This is a genomic window from aff. Roholtiella sp. LEGE 12411 (assembly GCF_015206995.1).
Taxonomy (GTDB): Bacteria; Cyanobacteriota; Cyanobacteriia; order Cyanobacteriales; family Nostocaceae; genus Komarekiella.
On record NZ_JADEXR010000047.1, the window covers coordinates 1 to 14,899 of the forward strand.

Consider the following 14,899-nt stretch of genomic DNA (forward strand, 5'->3'; position numbering starts at 1 on the left):
CCCCATGCCCCATGCCCCATGCCCCATTGCCCTTGTGGATGGAGTTTTTCATCTTTATTGACCAAGTTTCGTTAGGATATTGTAACCTGGGCAATAGCAACTCTTTATTGATGTGACGCCAGGCGTAGGCGTAGCCCGTCGGAGACATCGCTTTTTCACATCCATGACAACAACCATTGACTTTCTCAGTCACCTTAACCCTAGCCAACGCCAAGCCGTCGAACACTACTGCGGCCCATTGCTAGTTGTTGCTGGTGCAGGTTCCGGTAAAACACGAGCGCTAACTTATCGCATTGCGAACCTGATTCTCAAACACCGAGTAAATCCAGAAAATATCCTGGCGGTGACGTTCACCAACAAAGCTGCACGGGAGATGAAAGAGCGGATTCAAAGGCTGTTTGCTGAACAATTGGCAATGAAAGAACACGGTCAGCGTTTTGATTTGTTGACAGAATACCAACAAACGCTACTGCGATCGCAAGTCTATAAAACTACCATTAAAAATTTGTGGTGTGGTACTTTCCACAGTCTATTTTCCCGGGTTCTCCGCTTTGATATTGACAAATACGAAGACGAAAAAGGACGCCGCTGGAATCGCAATTTCTCCATCTTTGATGAATCAGATGTGATGACTCTGATTAAAGAAATCGTTAATAAACAGTTAAATTTAGACGATAAAAAGTTTGATGCCCGCTCTGTGCGCTACGCTATTAGTAACGCGAAAAACCAAGGTTTTTCACCCCAAGAATTTGAACGAGAACAACCTAATTATCGTGGACGGGTAATTGCTGAAGTCTACAATTTATATCAAGATAAGCTGGCAGAAAATAACGCACTTGATTTTGATGACTTAATTCTTGTACCTACTAGACTGTTTCAGCAAAACGAGCAGGTATTGGGTTACTGGCATCGCAAATTTTGCCATATCCTTGTAGATGAATATCAGGATACTAACCGCACCCAGTACGACTTAATCCGCTTATTAGTGACTAATGGCGAAGACAGAAAGAGCGAATGGAAATGGCAGAATCGCTCAGTTTTTGTCGTAGGTGACGCGGATCAGTCTATTTATAGCTTTAGAATGGCAGATTATACCATTTTGCTGGAATTCCAAAACGACTTTGGCGATGGTTTGCCAGATGATGATACCCGCACAATGGTAAAACTTGAGGAAAACTATCGCTCTTGCGAAAACATTTTGCAAGCAGCTAACGAACTGATTGAAAATAATACCCAACGGATTGATAAAGTTCTCAAACCGACGCGGGGCCCAGGTGAGGAAATTTATTCTCACAAAGCAGATAACGAGCTAGAAGAAGCCGACTTTGTAATTCGTCAAATCCGCACTTTAGAACATCAAAATCCCGAATTGAACTGGGGTAGTTTTGCCATACTTTATCGAACAAACGCTCAATCTCGCCCGTTTGAAGAATTGTTGGTGAAATATCAAATTCCTTACACAGTTGTGGGAGGAATGAAGTTTTACGATCGCAAAGAAATCAAAGATGTCGTCGCTTATTTAAGAGCGATCGCTAACCCAGCTGATACAGTCAGTTTATTGCGAGTCATCAATACTCCCCGGCGCGGTATTGGTAAAACCACTATTGATGCTTTGGTAAATGCCGCTCAGCAATTAGGGACAACTCTGTGGGAAATACTTAGTGATGAGACGTCAGTTAATACATTAGCTGGACGGGCGACTAAAGCTGTAAATAGCTTTGCCGCAATGATTAGCCGTTGGCAAGGACAAATCGGCACGGTTCCTGTAACTGAGGTTCTGCAAGGAATACTAGAAGACTCTGGTTACGTCCAAGACTTGATGAATCAAGGCACAGATGAAGCCACAGATCGGGTACAAAACGTCCAGGAACTTTACAACGCCGCATTGCAATTTCAAGAAGAAAACGAAGAAGTTTCCCTCCAAGACTTTCTGAGTAGCGCCGCCCTCAGTTCCGATTTGGATAACTTAAAAGAAGGACAAACAGCCGTTTCTTTGATGACTTTGCACGCTTCCAAAGGGCTAGAATTTCCCGTAGTGTTTTTGGTGGGGTTAGAACAGGGACTATTTCCCGGCTACCGTTCCCTGGGCGATCCTGCATCTTTGGAAGAAGAACGCCGCTTGTGTTATGTCGGCATCACCCGTGCCCAAGAGAGGTTATATTTATCCCACGCGCGTGAACGCCGCCTTTATGGTTCTCGTGAACCCGCCATGCGATCGCAATTTCTCGACGAATTACCAGAAGAATTATTAACTACACCACGTCTGAGTCGTCAAAGTTATACCAAAAGTGCCTCTACTCCTAGTGGTAAACAAGACACTACGCAGAATTGGCAAGTAGGTGATCAAGTATTACATAAAACCTTTGGGCTTGGTGAAATTACTCATGTTTTCGGAACAGGTAGTAAGATGTCTGTAGCAATTAAATTTGCCAGCTTGGGACAAAAAATAGTTGACCCAAGAGTAGCGCAATTGCAACGAGTATAGTGATATAGCCGCAGATTCCCGACTTGTTTGAGAAGTCGGTGATCTTGTTTTTCATTTAGAGCAACGGATGTGATTCTTTTCCTTGTTCGAGGGTTCGAGGGTTCGAGGGTTGCCCTAGAACCCAATCACTGAAACTGCTTTTCGCTTCTGCTCTGGCGTAACCAAATGCTTTGCTAGAGGGGTTTTTAGAGTTGGATTTTCAAAAAACTCTAAAATCTACTCATCGTCCACATCTGCAAATATAGAGTTTAAATCCCGATAACCGCTAACTACCCGCACAATCACAATACTATCTTGAAAAACTCGATAAAAAATAATGTAGCTATCTAAGGGTATTCCTCTAAGCCTGGGGTCAAACTTGGCATAACTTCGTCCTATATTCGGGAATTGAGCTATGTTTTGACATTTCTTATTAAATTCTCGAATAAATCTTGACCCAGCGTTGATATTGCGAACTAAAAAATAATCCAAAATCTCATCTAAATCTTGACTTGCTTCCTTGGCAATAGAGTATTCCATTATCCTTGATTCTCACGCGCTTGACGTAATTTCTCCTCTAGTCGCGCCATCACCACTTCACTATCTACTACATCTCCACGTTCGATAGAAGCAAGCCCAGCAGCTAGTTTTTTCTGGGTTGATTCTTCCCATTCCTGATAACCATTCTCCCATTCTTCCAGCAGTTTCAGTGCTTTAACAATCACATCTTCAGCATTTTCATACCTACCTGTAGCAATTCGGGTTTGTATAAATTGCTCGTATTCCACTTGAAGTTGGATGTTCATAATTTTTACCCCTAGTTAATTAAAACTTTGTTTATCAGTGGTTAGTTGTTTTGTTGCTAAACCGCCAAGTCATGATTATTGGATAATGTAACTAACAATACAAAGTCTTTTATCAGTATTCAAAATTCCTTTAAAGATATTATTGATCGCACAACTAAGCTGATTTTAACTGAATAATACCTTGATCAAAAACGCGATTATTAATAGCGATCGCACCAACTTCTATTCTATCTGGATACACTTCATAAGAGGCAAAACTTAAATCACTGGTGGAATACTCTGTCCACTCAGAACGTCCTACAGGACGATTGCCAGCACCTGCGCCACAAATTAAATAAGTTGTCCCATCAATAACACGAGTGCGTTCATAATTATGTTCATGACCATTGATATAAAGTTGAACACCGTATTTTTGAAATAGGGGAGTAAAAATTTTAATAAAATCTGGATTACTCCCATAATGACCTGATGAATAAATTGGATGATGACCAAATACCACTTTCCAAGTTGCTTTACTCAGACTCAATTCTTGCTCTAACCAAGTTATTTGGTTTTTCCAATCAGCATTACTGTTAGTATCTAAAGCAAAAAATTGTACTTGATTACGTTTAAAAGTATAGTAACGACCATTCATATTAAATCCAGGATAGCGGACTTGTGGATCACCATTAGCAGTCCGAATATCGTGATTACCTAAACAAGCTTGAAATTTTACACCTTGCTTGAGCAAAGGTTGATAGGGACGCTCAAAAACTGTGCCTATTTTCTCAATTTCACCGTTGTTATAAATGTTGTCTCCAGCTAAAACTACTAAATCATAAGGATTTCGCTTGTGATAAAAATTCATCGCCCTAGCCACAGCATACTGTCCTTTAGCCCCAGTCCCCGTATCTGCTACAGACACGAAACGCAATATCAAGTCTTTTTTGGGTGGGTTAGCAGCTATTTCTGTTGAATCGGTAATATCAGCACTTTGACTATTTTGATGAGCTAACATCCAGCCTAAAAATCCAGTACCAATGGCGCTGAGACTACCTAAAAATAAAAATTGACGGCGTTTCATGTTCCTAAATTCACCAAATTCAACAAATAGTCATTTTAGCCGAAGTAATGTGCAATGAAGTGATACATTAAGGCTGTAAAGACAATACCCATAACAATTTGTGTTATTTGTCTTTGATTCGCTGCTTTTGGTGAAACCATGTCACAAGACAATCAGAATTCACAACCGCCTTCGTCTTTTAAACCCGAAGCGAATCAGCCTCCTCAAGAACCCTATCAGAGAATTCAGCCAATTTGGAAGTCTAAAACTATCCAGATTCTCCGAGGGACGATTGGGCTTTTAGAAACGACGGTGGAGAAACTGGAAACAGCGCCGCCACCTGGTAGTGAGGAAAAACCTAGTTTTTTCCAGCAGTTGCAATTGAAGTGGGGTGGACTGTTAAGGACAATCCGCTTATTTTTGCCATCAAATTTGTCAACAAAGTTATCAGATACAAGTTTGACAGCCATAGTTGCTGTTGTTTCTGTAGTAATAGTTTGGACGACTGCAACTGTCTTTACTGGAAAACCTGTTGAAGTAGCAACAGTTCCCCCAGTTGAGGAGGTTCCTGCACCCACACCAACGATAATTACTCCACCGGAGTTAGCAGCACCAGAACTACAGCCACCACAGCCACCAGAGGAAATTACGCCGCCACCAGAACCAGAACCAATTCCCTCGCCAACGCCGACACCAATCTTAGAATTGACACCAGAACAAACCTTGATTGCAGCCATTGAGAATCAAGTAGCGGAAATTAGCGATCGCTTTGCTTCTGGTCTGATAAAGTCTATTCAAGCCAACTTCCGCAATAGTAATCTAACTCTCAAAATTAGCGACGATTGGTATACTCTCCAGGAATCCCAACAGAACAAACTAGCCGCCGAAATATTACAGCGTTCTCAAGAACTGGATTTTACCCATTTAGAAATTCTCGACTCTCAAAATAGACTGATTGCTCGTAATCCAGTTGTCGGAACTGAGATGGTAATTTTTAAACGACAAACGAGGAGTTAGAAGAGGAGTGGGGGAGTGGGAGCAGGAGGGGACAAGGGGGACAAGGAGAAAATTCTTGACTCCTGCCTCCTTATTTGGGAAGGTAAAAAAATGAGTAGTGCAACAAAATTTCGACGCGATCGCACATCTAACATTAAAATACCTAAGCTGTTTGCAGGTTGGCAGCAGATATTTGGAGAAGCACGCACCCGGATTTTATTCTGGTATTTGCTAATTTTGGTGATCACGTTTCTCATCGCCATTCCTGCATTTCGCTACAACCTCTACCAGCGCATTGATGAACGCGTTCGTCAGGACATGACAGAAGACATGGCAGCTTTCAAGGCGTTGATTAGGGGTGAAACGTTTGCTCCAGACGATGCACTCACTGAGGACGACGATCCAGAAGACTTAGTGATTAGGCCAGAGCAATTGAAGTGGTTGCTCTCTGGAAAAAAACAAATCACTCCTCCAGACTCCACAGAAGATTTGATGCAACTTTTCAGAGCTTATTTGTTGTATCGACTGCCAGAAGATGAATCTTACTTCATCACATTTATCGATGGTGAATTCTACAAATCTAGTCCCAGAGCACGCCCCAAACCGCTGGCGAAGAACTCACCACTCATGCAACTGTGGGCAAAACAAACCCAACCAGAGGAGGGAGAAAAAGAATTCTCTGACCCTGATGTTAGTAAGATTCTCTACATGGTGGAACCGATAAAAATTAATGGACAAACACGGGGAGTCTTCGTTGTTGCCCATAGTGCAGCCGGTGAGCGGGCAGAGGCTTTAGATGCAGTCTCCGTAATTATTGAGGTTTCCAGCCTGGTATTTGTCGTGTCGTCAGTTCTGGCGTGGTTCGCTGCGGGGCGGGTGCTGGCTCCCCTACGGACAATTACCACTACTGCTCATGCCATCAGTGAAACAGACTTGACTCAGCGCTTACCTGCGCGAGGTAAGGGAGAACTGGGAGAACTAGCAACGACATTCAACGAAATGATGGACAGACTAGAGGCAGCCTTTGCCACTCAGCGCGAATTTGTCAACGATGCTGGACACGAACTGCGGACTCCCATTACCATCGTTCGCGGACATCTAGAATTGATGGGAGATGACCCCCAAGAGCAACAAGAAACCTTGACACTGGTCATCGGAGAACTAGACCGGATGAGCCGTTTGGTTGATGACATGATTTTGCTGGCAAAAGCAGAACGCTCGGATTTTTTGCAGTTGGCCACGGTGAATGTGGCAGAGTTAACCCAAGAGCTATTTGCTAAAGCCCAGGCACTCGCAGAGCGTGACTGGCAAATAGATTCAGTGGCAAAGGGTCAGATTATAGTCGATCGCCAAAGAATTACTGAGGCTGTGATGAACCTGGCACAGAATGCAACTCAGCATACTGAAGAGAGTGATACTATTTCTATAGGCTCTACGATCGCTAAAGGAAAAGTGCGATTCTGGGTACGCGATACAGGCGAGGGAATTCCCCTTGTGGATCAAAAACGCATTTTTGAACGCTTTGCCCGGACTACCAACAGTCGCCGTCGTTCTGAAGGTGCTGGACTAGGTTTATCCATTGTGCGAGCGATCGCAGAGGCTCACGGTGGGCAAGTATTGCTTCGGAGCCAATTAAGAGATGGTTCGATGTTTACCATCGTTTTACCGCTCGATCCCCCGCAGGAAATGAGTGCTTATGCCCAACATTCTCATCGCTGAAGATGAACCCCGGATTGCCTCCTTTATTGAGAAAGGATTGCGATCGCAAGGGTTCACAACCGCAGTTGTTGCCGATGGGCTGCATGTACTGGATGTAGCACAGAGTGGAAGTTTTGACTTACTAATTTTGGATCTGGGGTTGCCCGGAAAAGATGGATTTCAGGTATTGGAGGAACTACGCGGACAGGGAGAAGATTTACCTGTGATTATCCTCTCTGCCCGGAGTGATATCCACGATAAAATTGCCGGACTAGAAGGAGGGGCTGATGATTATGTCACCAAACCTTTCCGATTTGAAGAACTTCTAGCGCGAGTAAGAGTACGTTTGCGGAGTGCTAGACCTGTAAGAGAAGCTCAAGAGCTTGTTCTCAAAACAGGTAACGTGATGCTTGATCTGCGAACTCGACAGGTGAAAGTAGGCGATCGCCTTGTAGAATTGCCTGCTCGTGAATTTACAATGGCAGAAATGTTTTGCCGTCATCCAGGACAAGTCATCAGTCGAGAGCAATTGCTAGATTACGTTTGGGGCTACGACTACAATCCAGGTTCTAATATTGTTGATGTGTATGTCGGTTATCTCCGCAAAAAACTAGGCAGTAAAGTCATTGAAACGGTTAGAGGAATGGGTTATCGCCTGCGAACATGAGAAAATTTTTATGTTTATTTTCTTATGATTTCATCAATCATTACCATACTGTAGCAGAGACATAAATCTACAGAAAACCTTCTTAATTGTGTTAGCGCGGGCGTAGCCCCAGGGCGAATTACGAATTACGAATTATGAATTACGAATTACGAATTACGAATTAATTTACCTGCTGGGATTGTCGTTTATGAATCAAATTTTGATTATTGAAGACGAAGCAGGAGTCTCCGCTTTTATTGCAAAAGGGTTGCAAAGACAGGGATATACAACTACCATCGCCGAAGACGGACAGCAGGCACTCCTCCTGGTTCAAAACAGTGAATTTGATTTGATACTGCTTGACCTAGGTTTACCACTAGTGGACGGTTGGACGGTATTAAAAGAACTTCGTAGACAGGGACAGATACTACCTATTATCATCGTCACAGCGCGTAAGGACGATCACGAACGAGCAAATGCATTCAAAAATGGAGCAGACGACTATATTACCAAGCCATTTCGCTTTAGTGAGTTGTTGGAACGAATTCAAATTCATTTGAGTCGTGATTGAGTATGAAACAGCACAGTAACTTTGATGAACTGGCTTCTGGGCAATCAAATCACCGCTTGCAACCATTAAATAACTCAGATTTGCATACAAGCAATTCTAGACATTGGTTTAGCCACTTGAAGGTTGGTCAAAAGATCGGTATCGGGTATGGACTGCTTTTGAGCATCGCCATACTGGGAACTACCATTGGTTTTCTGACTACGGATCACTACAAGTCCAAGGCACAAAAACGGGAAGAAGCAGCGATTGAACAGTTGTATGAAGTCTACCAACTCAAAACTAGTGTGTTTCGTGTCCGCACCAAGCAACACAAGTTGATTTACTACATGGATCGACCAAAGATATGGCAAGGAAAATACACTCAGTTGCTTAAAAATGTTGCTCAAGCCCGCCAAATTTGGTCTGATTTTGGAGCTAACTACAGCATTGAAAAACCTGCTATATACGATTCTCTAATTGAACAGAAAGCGATTCACCGTTTGTTGCAGACTCATAATGGTTTTAGCGCTTACTTACAGCACACAGAAGCCTTGTTTCAGGATAATAATCCCAGCAAATTATCACCAAACGAAATTAAGACAGCACAAACTCAACTGTTCAATTTCATGCATGGTTCGTCAGTTTTTAGAATTGATGATTTTCTCAATGACATCACCAGCCTTGTTGAAGTTACAGCCCAAGAGTATCAGCAAGCAAAACAGGAACTACAAACAGCAGAGAAATTACGCCTGTATATTATTGGCGCGAGCCTGTCACTATCGATCGCGATCGCCACATTATTAGCAATTTACACTAGTCGCGCCATTGCCCATCCCATTCAAGCAGTTACCCATATTGCTCAACAAGTTACGGAAGAATCTAACTTCGATTTGCAAGCACCTGTCACAACCAATGATGAAGTTGGTATTTTGGCTGCTTCCCTAAATCGTCTAATTCAGGAAGTTCAGCAACTCATCAAAGCCCAAAAAGATGCTAACGAACAGCTAGAAGTATACAGCCAGGTGCTAGAAAAGAAAGCGAGCCAACGGACACGAGAATTAAATGATAAAAATCGCCGCCTGGAGTCGGCGTTAGAAGAATTACGTCGCACTCAAGCACAACTCGTGGAAAGCGAGCAGGGGGAGTAGGGGAATTTTAGATTTTAGATTTTAGATTTTAGATTTTGGATTAAACAAGCTAAAATCCCAAATTCAAAATCGAAAATTGAATTGGGGAGGCAGGGGGACAAGATTTGTAGCTGTAATTTTGGGGATTGGGATAAATAGGACTCGCCGACGAGTCTTTGATACTCGTGAATGAGTAGACTTTTTGCAAAAGTCAGGGAAAAGGTTAAGGGGTAAAGGGAAAAGGGACTTACAACCCTTCCCCTTTAACCTTTACCATTTTCCCCAAGATGCAAAAATATATTTTTGCAAGAGGTCTAGTATTTGAGCTTCATGAACGAGTCTCTAATACTCGCCGACGAGACGTAGGCGTAGGTTGGGTTGAGGAACGTAGACACCAAAGGTGGCTTCCCGGAGGGTAACCCAACATTAAAATCTCGTTTCCAGGTTATATCTGGAAATACCCTTCATTGCCGCTGTGCCTCTTGTCGGGGTTTTCCTTCTGAAAAAATATCATGAGAGCTTTCTCATAAAAGTTTCATAAAAGACTCATGGAAGATTGAGAAGCTGATTAGTAAGGCATCCATTCACTGAATAATTGAGGGACATTTAGCCATGAAACTGATGGTATATTCCCACGATGGCTTTGGTCTCGGTAATATTCGCAGAATGCTGGCAATCTGCACTCACTTACTAGATTCGATTCCAGAACTTTCTATATTGGTTGTTTCTGGTTCGCCGATGTTACACAGCTTTCGTCTTCCAAGAAGACTGGATTACATTAAATTACCTTGCATAAATCGGGGAACATCGGGTGAGTTGTCTGCCAAGTATCTGGGGACAGCAATCGATGAAACAGTGAAACTGCGTTCAGAATTAATTTTATCTGCGATCGCCAATTTTAAACCGGATGTCTTTCTAGTAGACAAAAAGCCTTACGGCATCCGCAATGAATTAGAGACAGCTGTTGAATATATCAAAGCAGAATTACCAGAAACTCCCCTACTTCTGCTGCTGCGTGACATTTTGGATCATCCAGATGTGACAATGCAAGAATGGCAAAAGCACGGTTACTACGAAGCGATTGAAAGATTTTATGATCGCGTGCTTGTCGTTGGCACTCCAGAAATTTTCGATATCCGCCAAGAATATCAACTACCGCCAAAAGTGGCACAGAAGGTGCAGTTTTGTGGCTACATCCGCAAAGAACTAGGGCGTAAAAGTCCAAATCTTGTTCGTAATGAGTTGCGACTTAGCCCCGAAGAAAAGCTGATTTTAGTCACGCCGGGAGGTGGCGAGGATGGCTACAACTTAATTGATACCTATCTATCGAGTTTGGCATTGCTGCCTACTTCTCATAAACTCCGAAGTTTAATTATATGTGGCCCAGAAATGCCCTTGAAAGACCGAGCAGCACTGGAGCAAAAAGCGGCTGCATATCCGCAAGTGCAGATGGTTGAGTTTACCGATGATTTGATGAGCTACATTGCCGCAGCAGATGCAGTAGTGGCAATGGGTGGCTACAATACAACCTGTGAGATTCTCTCAGTGGGTAAGCCAGCAGTAGTGATACCCAGAATTAAACCATCTCAAGAACAGTGGATGCGAGCAGAACATTTAACAAAACTGGGGGTTTTGGCAGCTATTCATCCAGATAATCTAACTCCAGATATATTACTGCGATCGCTCCTACAACAACTCAATACTCCGCAACATAAGATTTCTACTCCGACAATTGATTTGAATGCATTGCCCCAAATTAGCCAATACATTTCCACCTTACTAGTAAAAAAAAAGAGCGTGGTTCCATTTGGCAAAACCTATCAGCCACCACAGCAATTACGGGATTTAGAAATAATTGCGATCGTTTAAATCAAAACAAATTTACAGAGGTAAAGTTGCCATGAAACGTCTAATGTTTTACTGCCAACATATTTTGGGTATGGGTCATCTGGTTCGCAGCATGGAAATTGTCCGCGGTTTAACCAAAGACTTCCAAATTTGTTTTATTAATGGTGGTGAAATAATTAAAGAATTTGAGTTTCCGGCTGGTGTTGAAATCATCAATTTACCTGCAATTAAAACCGACTCAGAATTTGAAGAACTACAAGTAGTAGATGATATCTTTAGTCTCACCGAAGCCAAAGAAATCAGAAAAAATCAACTCCTGAAAATATTTGATCAGTTCCAGCCTGATATCTTAATGATTGAGTTATTCCCCTTTGGTAGGCGACGTTTTTCTTTTGAATTAATTCCTTTACTAGAACGGGCAAAGTCAAATAGAAGCTCAACCAAAGTTGTTTCTAGCCTGCGAGATATTGTAGTTACTAAACAACATAAGCAGGCGAAACATGAAGAAAAAGTTTGCAGCTTAATCAACCAATACTTTGACCTGTTATTGGTTCACGGTGATCCTGAATTTGTTCCCTTAGAAGAAACCTTCTCTAGAGTCAGTGATCTCAAGTGTGCAGTACATTACACCGGATATGTAGTACAAGAACCTCCGATGCATCCTGTGCTTACTGACGAAGAAAAGGAATTGATTAACTCTGATAAACCCCTCATACTAGTCAGCGTTGGAGGTGGTAGATTTGGTCATGAGTTGCTTGATTGTGTAGTAAAAACAGCTCCCTGGCTAGAAAAAAAATTGCCGCACAATATTCAAGTTTTTACTGGCCCCTTCATGCCAGAAGACAAATTTAATCAACTGCAAGCAATGGCAAGAGATAGCAAAAATATTCGTATTGGACGCTACACACCTTACTTGCTGAGTTACATGAAAAAAGCAGAACTTTCTATAAGTATGTCTGGCTACAACACTACGATGAATGTTTTAACTACAGGTGTACGAGCCATGATTCTTCCCTTTACAGGAAACCAAGACAGAGAACAAACTATTCGAGCAGAGAACTTAAGCGATTTAGGAGTTGTTAAACTTCTCAATCCTAATGATTTGCAACCCGATTACTTAGCTTTAAAAATCATCAATTACCTTGAATATCAACCCAATAAAATTAGCTTTGATTTCGCCGGAATTGAGAAGACAGCAGCCTTGTTAAAAAATCTAGCAGTTAAGCAAAAGGTAGCTTGATACATACATAAATAAACTCTGCGTTACTCTGCGCTTACCTTTGCGCTCCTCTGCGTTTAAAATAAAACTTTTTAACGAACCGCCAAGGACGCCTTCGCGGAGCGTCTCGCAGAGAAGGGCGCTAAGGAAAGAAGGAATAAAGTGCAAATAAATTCACATAAAGATAAAATCATGGATAAAACAAAAATTTGCATTACCACACTTGAATATCCACCCGATATTGGCGGGGTTGGTGAGTCAGTACATCGGATTTCCAAAATGCTGATTGACAGTGGCTATGAAGTCCACGTTGCGGTTTTTCGCTCGAAACAACGGCTAGTCTCTGACGGAAGTCGCAGACGAGCAAGTTGCACAACAATGTTTCAAGATGGTGTATTTGTGCATCGGATTAAATCAGCAGTTCGCGACAATATCACAGAGATTCAAGATTTTTTTAGTGACGTTTACTTTCAACTCAAATGCCTACATCAAAAATATAAATTTGACCTATTTCATGCCTTTTTCATGAATGAAACAGGGTATGTGACGACACTTTTAGCAAAAGAAAATGATGTTCCAGTAATCAATAGCGTTCGCGGTAGCGACTTGCACAAGCATATTTTCAATCCCAAAAACCATGCTCAGATATCATGGATTTTAGAAAATTCTGCTTGGGTGACATTTGTTAGTCGGGACTTGCAAAAAAGAGCTAGTGTCATTGCTCCGAGTCTGAAGTTAAAATCATCAGCTTTCTGGAATTCCATTGCACCTATCAACTTTGAGCAACTCCCTACCCCATCTCTAGTTAACGAATTACCAGGTATCGTTATCGGTTCATCAGGTAGGTTCCGAGACAAAAAGGGAATTGAATTTCTCCTTGACGCTTGCGCCGAATTAAGCAAAGAGTTAGATTTAACACTTTTGCTTATAGGTGATTTTGTGGAGAAAGAACGAGAATACTGGGAGCAACAAGTAGAACAAAGTGGAATTGGTAATCGCCTCCGCATTACTGGAATCACCAGTCGCCAAGAAGCCTTAGCTTATTTACCCCACTTGGATATTTTCGTGATTCCCTCACTGCATGACGGTTGTCCGAATACTCTCTTAGAAGCGATGCTAGCGAGTCGAGCAATAATTGGCACTCGTGTAGATGCGATCGCCGAAATCCTAGAAGACGGCGTAAACGGTTTGCTAGTCAACCCTGGCAGTACAGAAGAACTAACTGCTTCACTCCGATATCTAGCAACTCAACCAGAACTGCGGCCAAAGTTGGGTGCAGCAGCAAAAACAAAAGTAAATCAGCAACTTGCCCCATCAGTAGAATATCAAAACTGGATCAACGTTTATCAACGAGTCTTAATCACATCTGAATCAGTTTTGTTAGGCGAAATATCTCTCGTTTAGTTTCTTCACTCTGCGTTCTCTGCGCCTCTGCGGTTTGTTAATTATTTAACCGCAGAGATAACAGAGAAATTCATTTCTTAAAAACAGAATTTAAACCATGAACAAACCACAAATCACCATAATTGTTTCGCAGCGTGAGCGATTCAGCTTTACCCGCGAATCACTAGAAAGTATCTACGAACACACTCAACTACCTTTCTCCCTAATTTATGTAGATGGTAGTTCACCCCGCCCCATCCAGCGCTACCTAGAAGAACAAGCGCAAGAAAAAGGATTCCAGCTAATCCGCACAGAACACTACCTTTCACCCAATCAAGCCCGTAACTTGGGTTTACAACAAGTTGATAGCGAGTATTTAGTCTTTATTGACAACGATGTGATTGTCAGTCCAGGTTGGCTAAACTCGTTACTCCAATGCACTGAAGAAACAAAAGCGACTGTAGTCTGTCCGCTTACCTGTATTGGCAAGCCTTTGGGGGAAACAATACATCTAGCGGGTGGCGAAGCTCATATTTTTGTGGAGCCACAGGAAACTGGAGTCAAGCGACGAGTCCACGAAAAACACTACTTTGTAAACCGAAAAGTTGCGGAAGTGCGTGATCAACTTCATCGTCAACAATGCGAATTTGCCGAGTTTCATTGTATGTTGGTTCGCACTGAGATTTTCGGGCGGATTGGGCTGTTAGACGAGGGATTGCTGAGTACGCGAGAACACATCGATTTTTGTATGACGGTAGCTGAGGCGGGAGGTACTTTTTACTGTGAACCAGCTTCGGTAGTTACCTATGTACCAGGATTGAAATTTGAATTGCCAGAACTAGCATTTTTTATGCTCCGCTGGAGCGATGCTTGGGAAATTGCCAGTTTAGAATATTTCTCCCAAAAGTGGGATTTGACAATCAAAGACAAGTATTTCAAGAAGCGTTATAAGCGGATGGGCCATCGTCGCCATCAGGGATTTTTGAAACCGCTGCTGAGTCGCCTTACCTTTGAGCAAAACCCTTTGTGGTTAGAGAAAATGGCGATCGCTCTCGAAAAGAAATTAAATCAGTATATTAGCGATCGCTATACTCAAAGCCAAAATAATTCGTAATTCGTA

General features: G+C 42.4%; 13 protein-coding genes. 10 read left to right on the plus strand and 3 right to left on the minus strand.

Annotated features, from left to right (window positions below):
• Positions 1–163: 163 nt before the first annotated feature.
• A complete protein-coding gene (pcrA, locus tag IQ246_RS12880) occupies positions 164–2,485 on the plus strand; it encodes a DNA helicase PcrA (protein ID WP_194003584.1) in 2,322 nt (773 codons plus the stop codon).
• Positions 2,486–2,701: 216 nt separating this feature from the next.
• On the opposite strand, the gene IQ246_RS12885 is transcribed toward pcrA, so the two are convergent.
• From IQ246_RS12885 to IQ246_RS12895, 3 genes are all read right to left on the minus strand, one after another.
• Positions 2,702–3,004, minus strand: coding sequence for a type II toxin-antitoxin system RelE/ParE family toxin (locus tag IQ246_RS12885; protein WP_194003586.1), 303 nt, complete (start codon positions 3,002–3,004; stop codon positions 2,702–2,704).
• Entirely contained in the window at positions 3,004–3,270 is a 267-nt protein-coding gene (locus IQ246_RS12890) for a type II toxin-antitoxin system ParD family antitoxin (protein ID WP_194003588.1), read from the minus strand. Before IQ246_RS12890 ends, IQ246_RS12885 begins: the two co-directional genes overlap by 1 nt.
• A gap of 154 nt (positions 3,271–3,424) precedes the next feature.
• Positions 3,425–4,333 carry a metallophosphoesterase gene (locus tag IQ246_RS12895; RefSeq protein WP_194003590.1) on the minus strand — a complete coding sequence of 303 codons (909 nt, stop codon included), beginning with the start codon at positions 4,331–4,333 and terminating at the stop codon, positions 3,425–3,427.
• A 138-nt stretch (positions 4,334–4,471) separates the two neighbouring features.
• On the opposite strand from IQ246_RS12895, the gene IQ246_RS12900 reads away from it, so the two are divergent.
• The 9 genes from IQ246_RS12900 (at position 4,472) to IQ246_RS12940 (ending at position 14,893) form a co-directional block, all read left to right on the plus strand.
• A complete protein-coding gene (locus tag IQ246_RS12900) occupies positions 4,472–5,329 on the plus strand; it encodes a hypothetical protein (protein ID WP_194003592.1) in 858 nt (285 codons plus the stop codon).
• A 90-nt stretch (positions 5,330–5,419) separates the two neighbouring features.
• Entirely contained in the window at positions 5,420–7,027 is a 1,608-nt protein-coding gene (locus IQ246_RS12905) for a cell wall metabolism sensor histidine kinase WalK (RefSeq protein ID WP_194003594.1), read from the plus strand.
• Complete coding sequence (locus tag IQ246_RS12910; RefSeq protein WP_194003596.1) at positions 7,005–7,673, plus strand: response regulator transcription factor; 669 nt, start codon at positions 7,005–7,007, stop codon at positions 7,671–7,673. The genes IQ246_RS12905 and IQ246_RS12910 overlap by 23 nt, the downstream gene beginning before the upstream one ends.
• A gap of 187 nt (positions 7,674–7,860) precedes the next feature.
• A complete protein-coding gene (locus tag IQ246_RS12915; RefSeq protein ID WP_194003598.1) occupies positions 7,861–8,223 on the plus strand; it encodes a response regulator transcription factor in 363 nt (120 codons plus the stop codon).
• Positions 8,224–8,225: 2 nt separating this feature from the next.
• Positions 8,226–9,350: a HAMP domain-containing protein gene (locus IQ246_RS12920; RefSeq protein WP_194003600.1), complete on the plus strand. Its 1,125-nt coding sequence runs from the start codon at positions 8,226–8,228 to the stop codon at positions 9,348–9,350.
• Positions 9,351–9,941: 591 nt separating this feature from the next.
• On the plus strand, positions 9,942–11,198 hold the full coding sequence (locus IQ246_RS12925) for a glycosyltransferase family protein (RefSeq protein ID WP_194003602.1): 1,257 nt from the start codon (positions 9,942–9,944) through the stop codon (positions 11,196–11,198).
• A gap of 31 nt (positions 11,199–11,229) precedes the next feature.
• Positions 11,230–12,417, plus strand: a complete 1,188-nt coding sequence (locus IQ246_RS12930) for a glycosyltransferase family protein (RefSeq protein ID WP_194003603.1) — start codon at positions 11,230–11,232, stop codon at positions 12,415–12,417.
• Between the two features lie 171 nt (positions 12,418–12,588).
• Complete coding sequence (locus IQ246_RS12935) at positions 12,589–13,800, plus strand: glycosyltransferase (RefSeq protein WP_194003605.1); 1,212 nt, start codon at positions 12,589–12,591, stop codon at positions 13,798–13,800.
• A gap of 97 nt (positions 13,801–13,897) precedes the next feature.
• Complete coding sequence (locus IQ246_RS12940; RefSeq protein WP_194003607.1) at positions 13,898–14,893, plus strand: glycosyltransferase family 2 protein; 996 nt, start codon at positions 13,898–13,900, stop codon at positions 14,891–14,893.
• The last annotated feature ends 6 nt before the right edge of the window (positions 14,894–14,899 follow it).

Excerpts from the sequence above, each read along its gene's own strand:
- pcrA (WP_194003584.1), top strand. The coding sequence starts at position 164 with ATGACAACAACCATTGACTTTCTCAGTCACCTTAACCCTAGCCAACGC.
- IQ246_RS12885 (WP_194003586.1), bottom strand. The coding sequence starts at position 3,004 with ATGGAATACTCTATTGCCAAGGAAGCAAGTCAAGATTTAGATGAGATT.
- IQ246_RS12890 (WP_194003588.1), bottom strand. The coding sequence starts at position 3,270 with ATGAACATCCAACTTCAAGTGGAATACGAGCAATTTATACAAACCCGA.
- IQ246_RS12895 (WP_194003590.1), bottom strand. The coding sequence starts at position 4,333 with ATGAAACGCCGTCAATTTTTATTTTTAGGTAGTCTCAGCGCCATTGGT.
- IQ246_RS12900 (WP_194003592.1), top strand. The coding sequence starts at position 4,472 with ATGTCACAAGACAATCAGAATTCACAACCGCCTTCGTCTTTTAAACCC.
- IQ246_RS12905 (WP_194003594.1), top strand. The coding sequence starts at position 5,420 with ATGAGTAGTGCAACAAAATTTCGACGCGATCGCACATCTAACATTAAA.
- IQ246_RS12910 (WP_194003596.1), top strand. The coding sequence starts at position 7,005 with ATGCCCAACATTCTCATCGCTGAAGATGAACCCCGGATTGCCTCCTTT.
- IQ246_RS12915 (WP_194003598.1), top strand. The coding sequence starts at position 7,861 with ATGAATCAAATTTTGATTATTGAAGACGAAGCAGGAGTCTCCGCTTTT.
- IQ246_RS12920 (WP_194003600.1), top strand. The coding sequence starts at position 8,226 with ATGAAACAGCACAGTAACTTTGATGAACTGGCTTCTGGGCAATCAAAT.
- IQ246_RS12925 (WP_194003602.1), top strand. The coding sequence starts at position 9,942 with ATGAAACTGATGGTATATTCCCACGATGGCTTTGGTCTCGGTAATATT.
- IQ246_RS12930 (WP_194003603.1), top strand. The coding sequence starts at position 11,230 with ATGAAACGTCTAATGTTTTACTGCCAACATATTTTGGGTATGGGTCAT.
- IQ246_RS12935 (WP_194003605.1), top strand. The coding sequence starts at position 12,589 with ATGGATAAAACAAAAATTTGCATTACCACACTTGAATATCCACCCGAT.
- IQ246_RS12940 (WP_194003607.1), top strand. The coding sequence starts at position 13,898 with ATGAACAAACCACAAATCACCATAATTGTTTCGCAGCGTGAGCGATTC.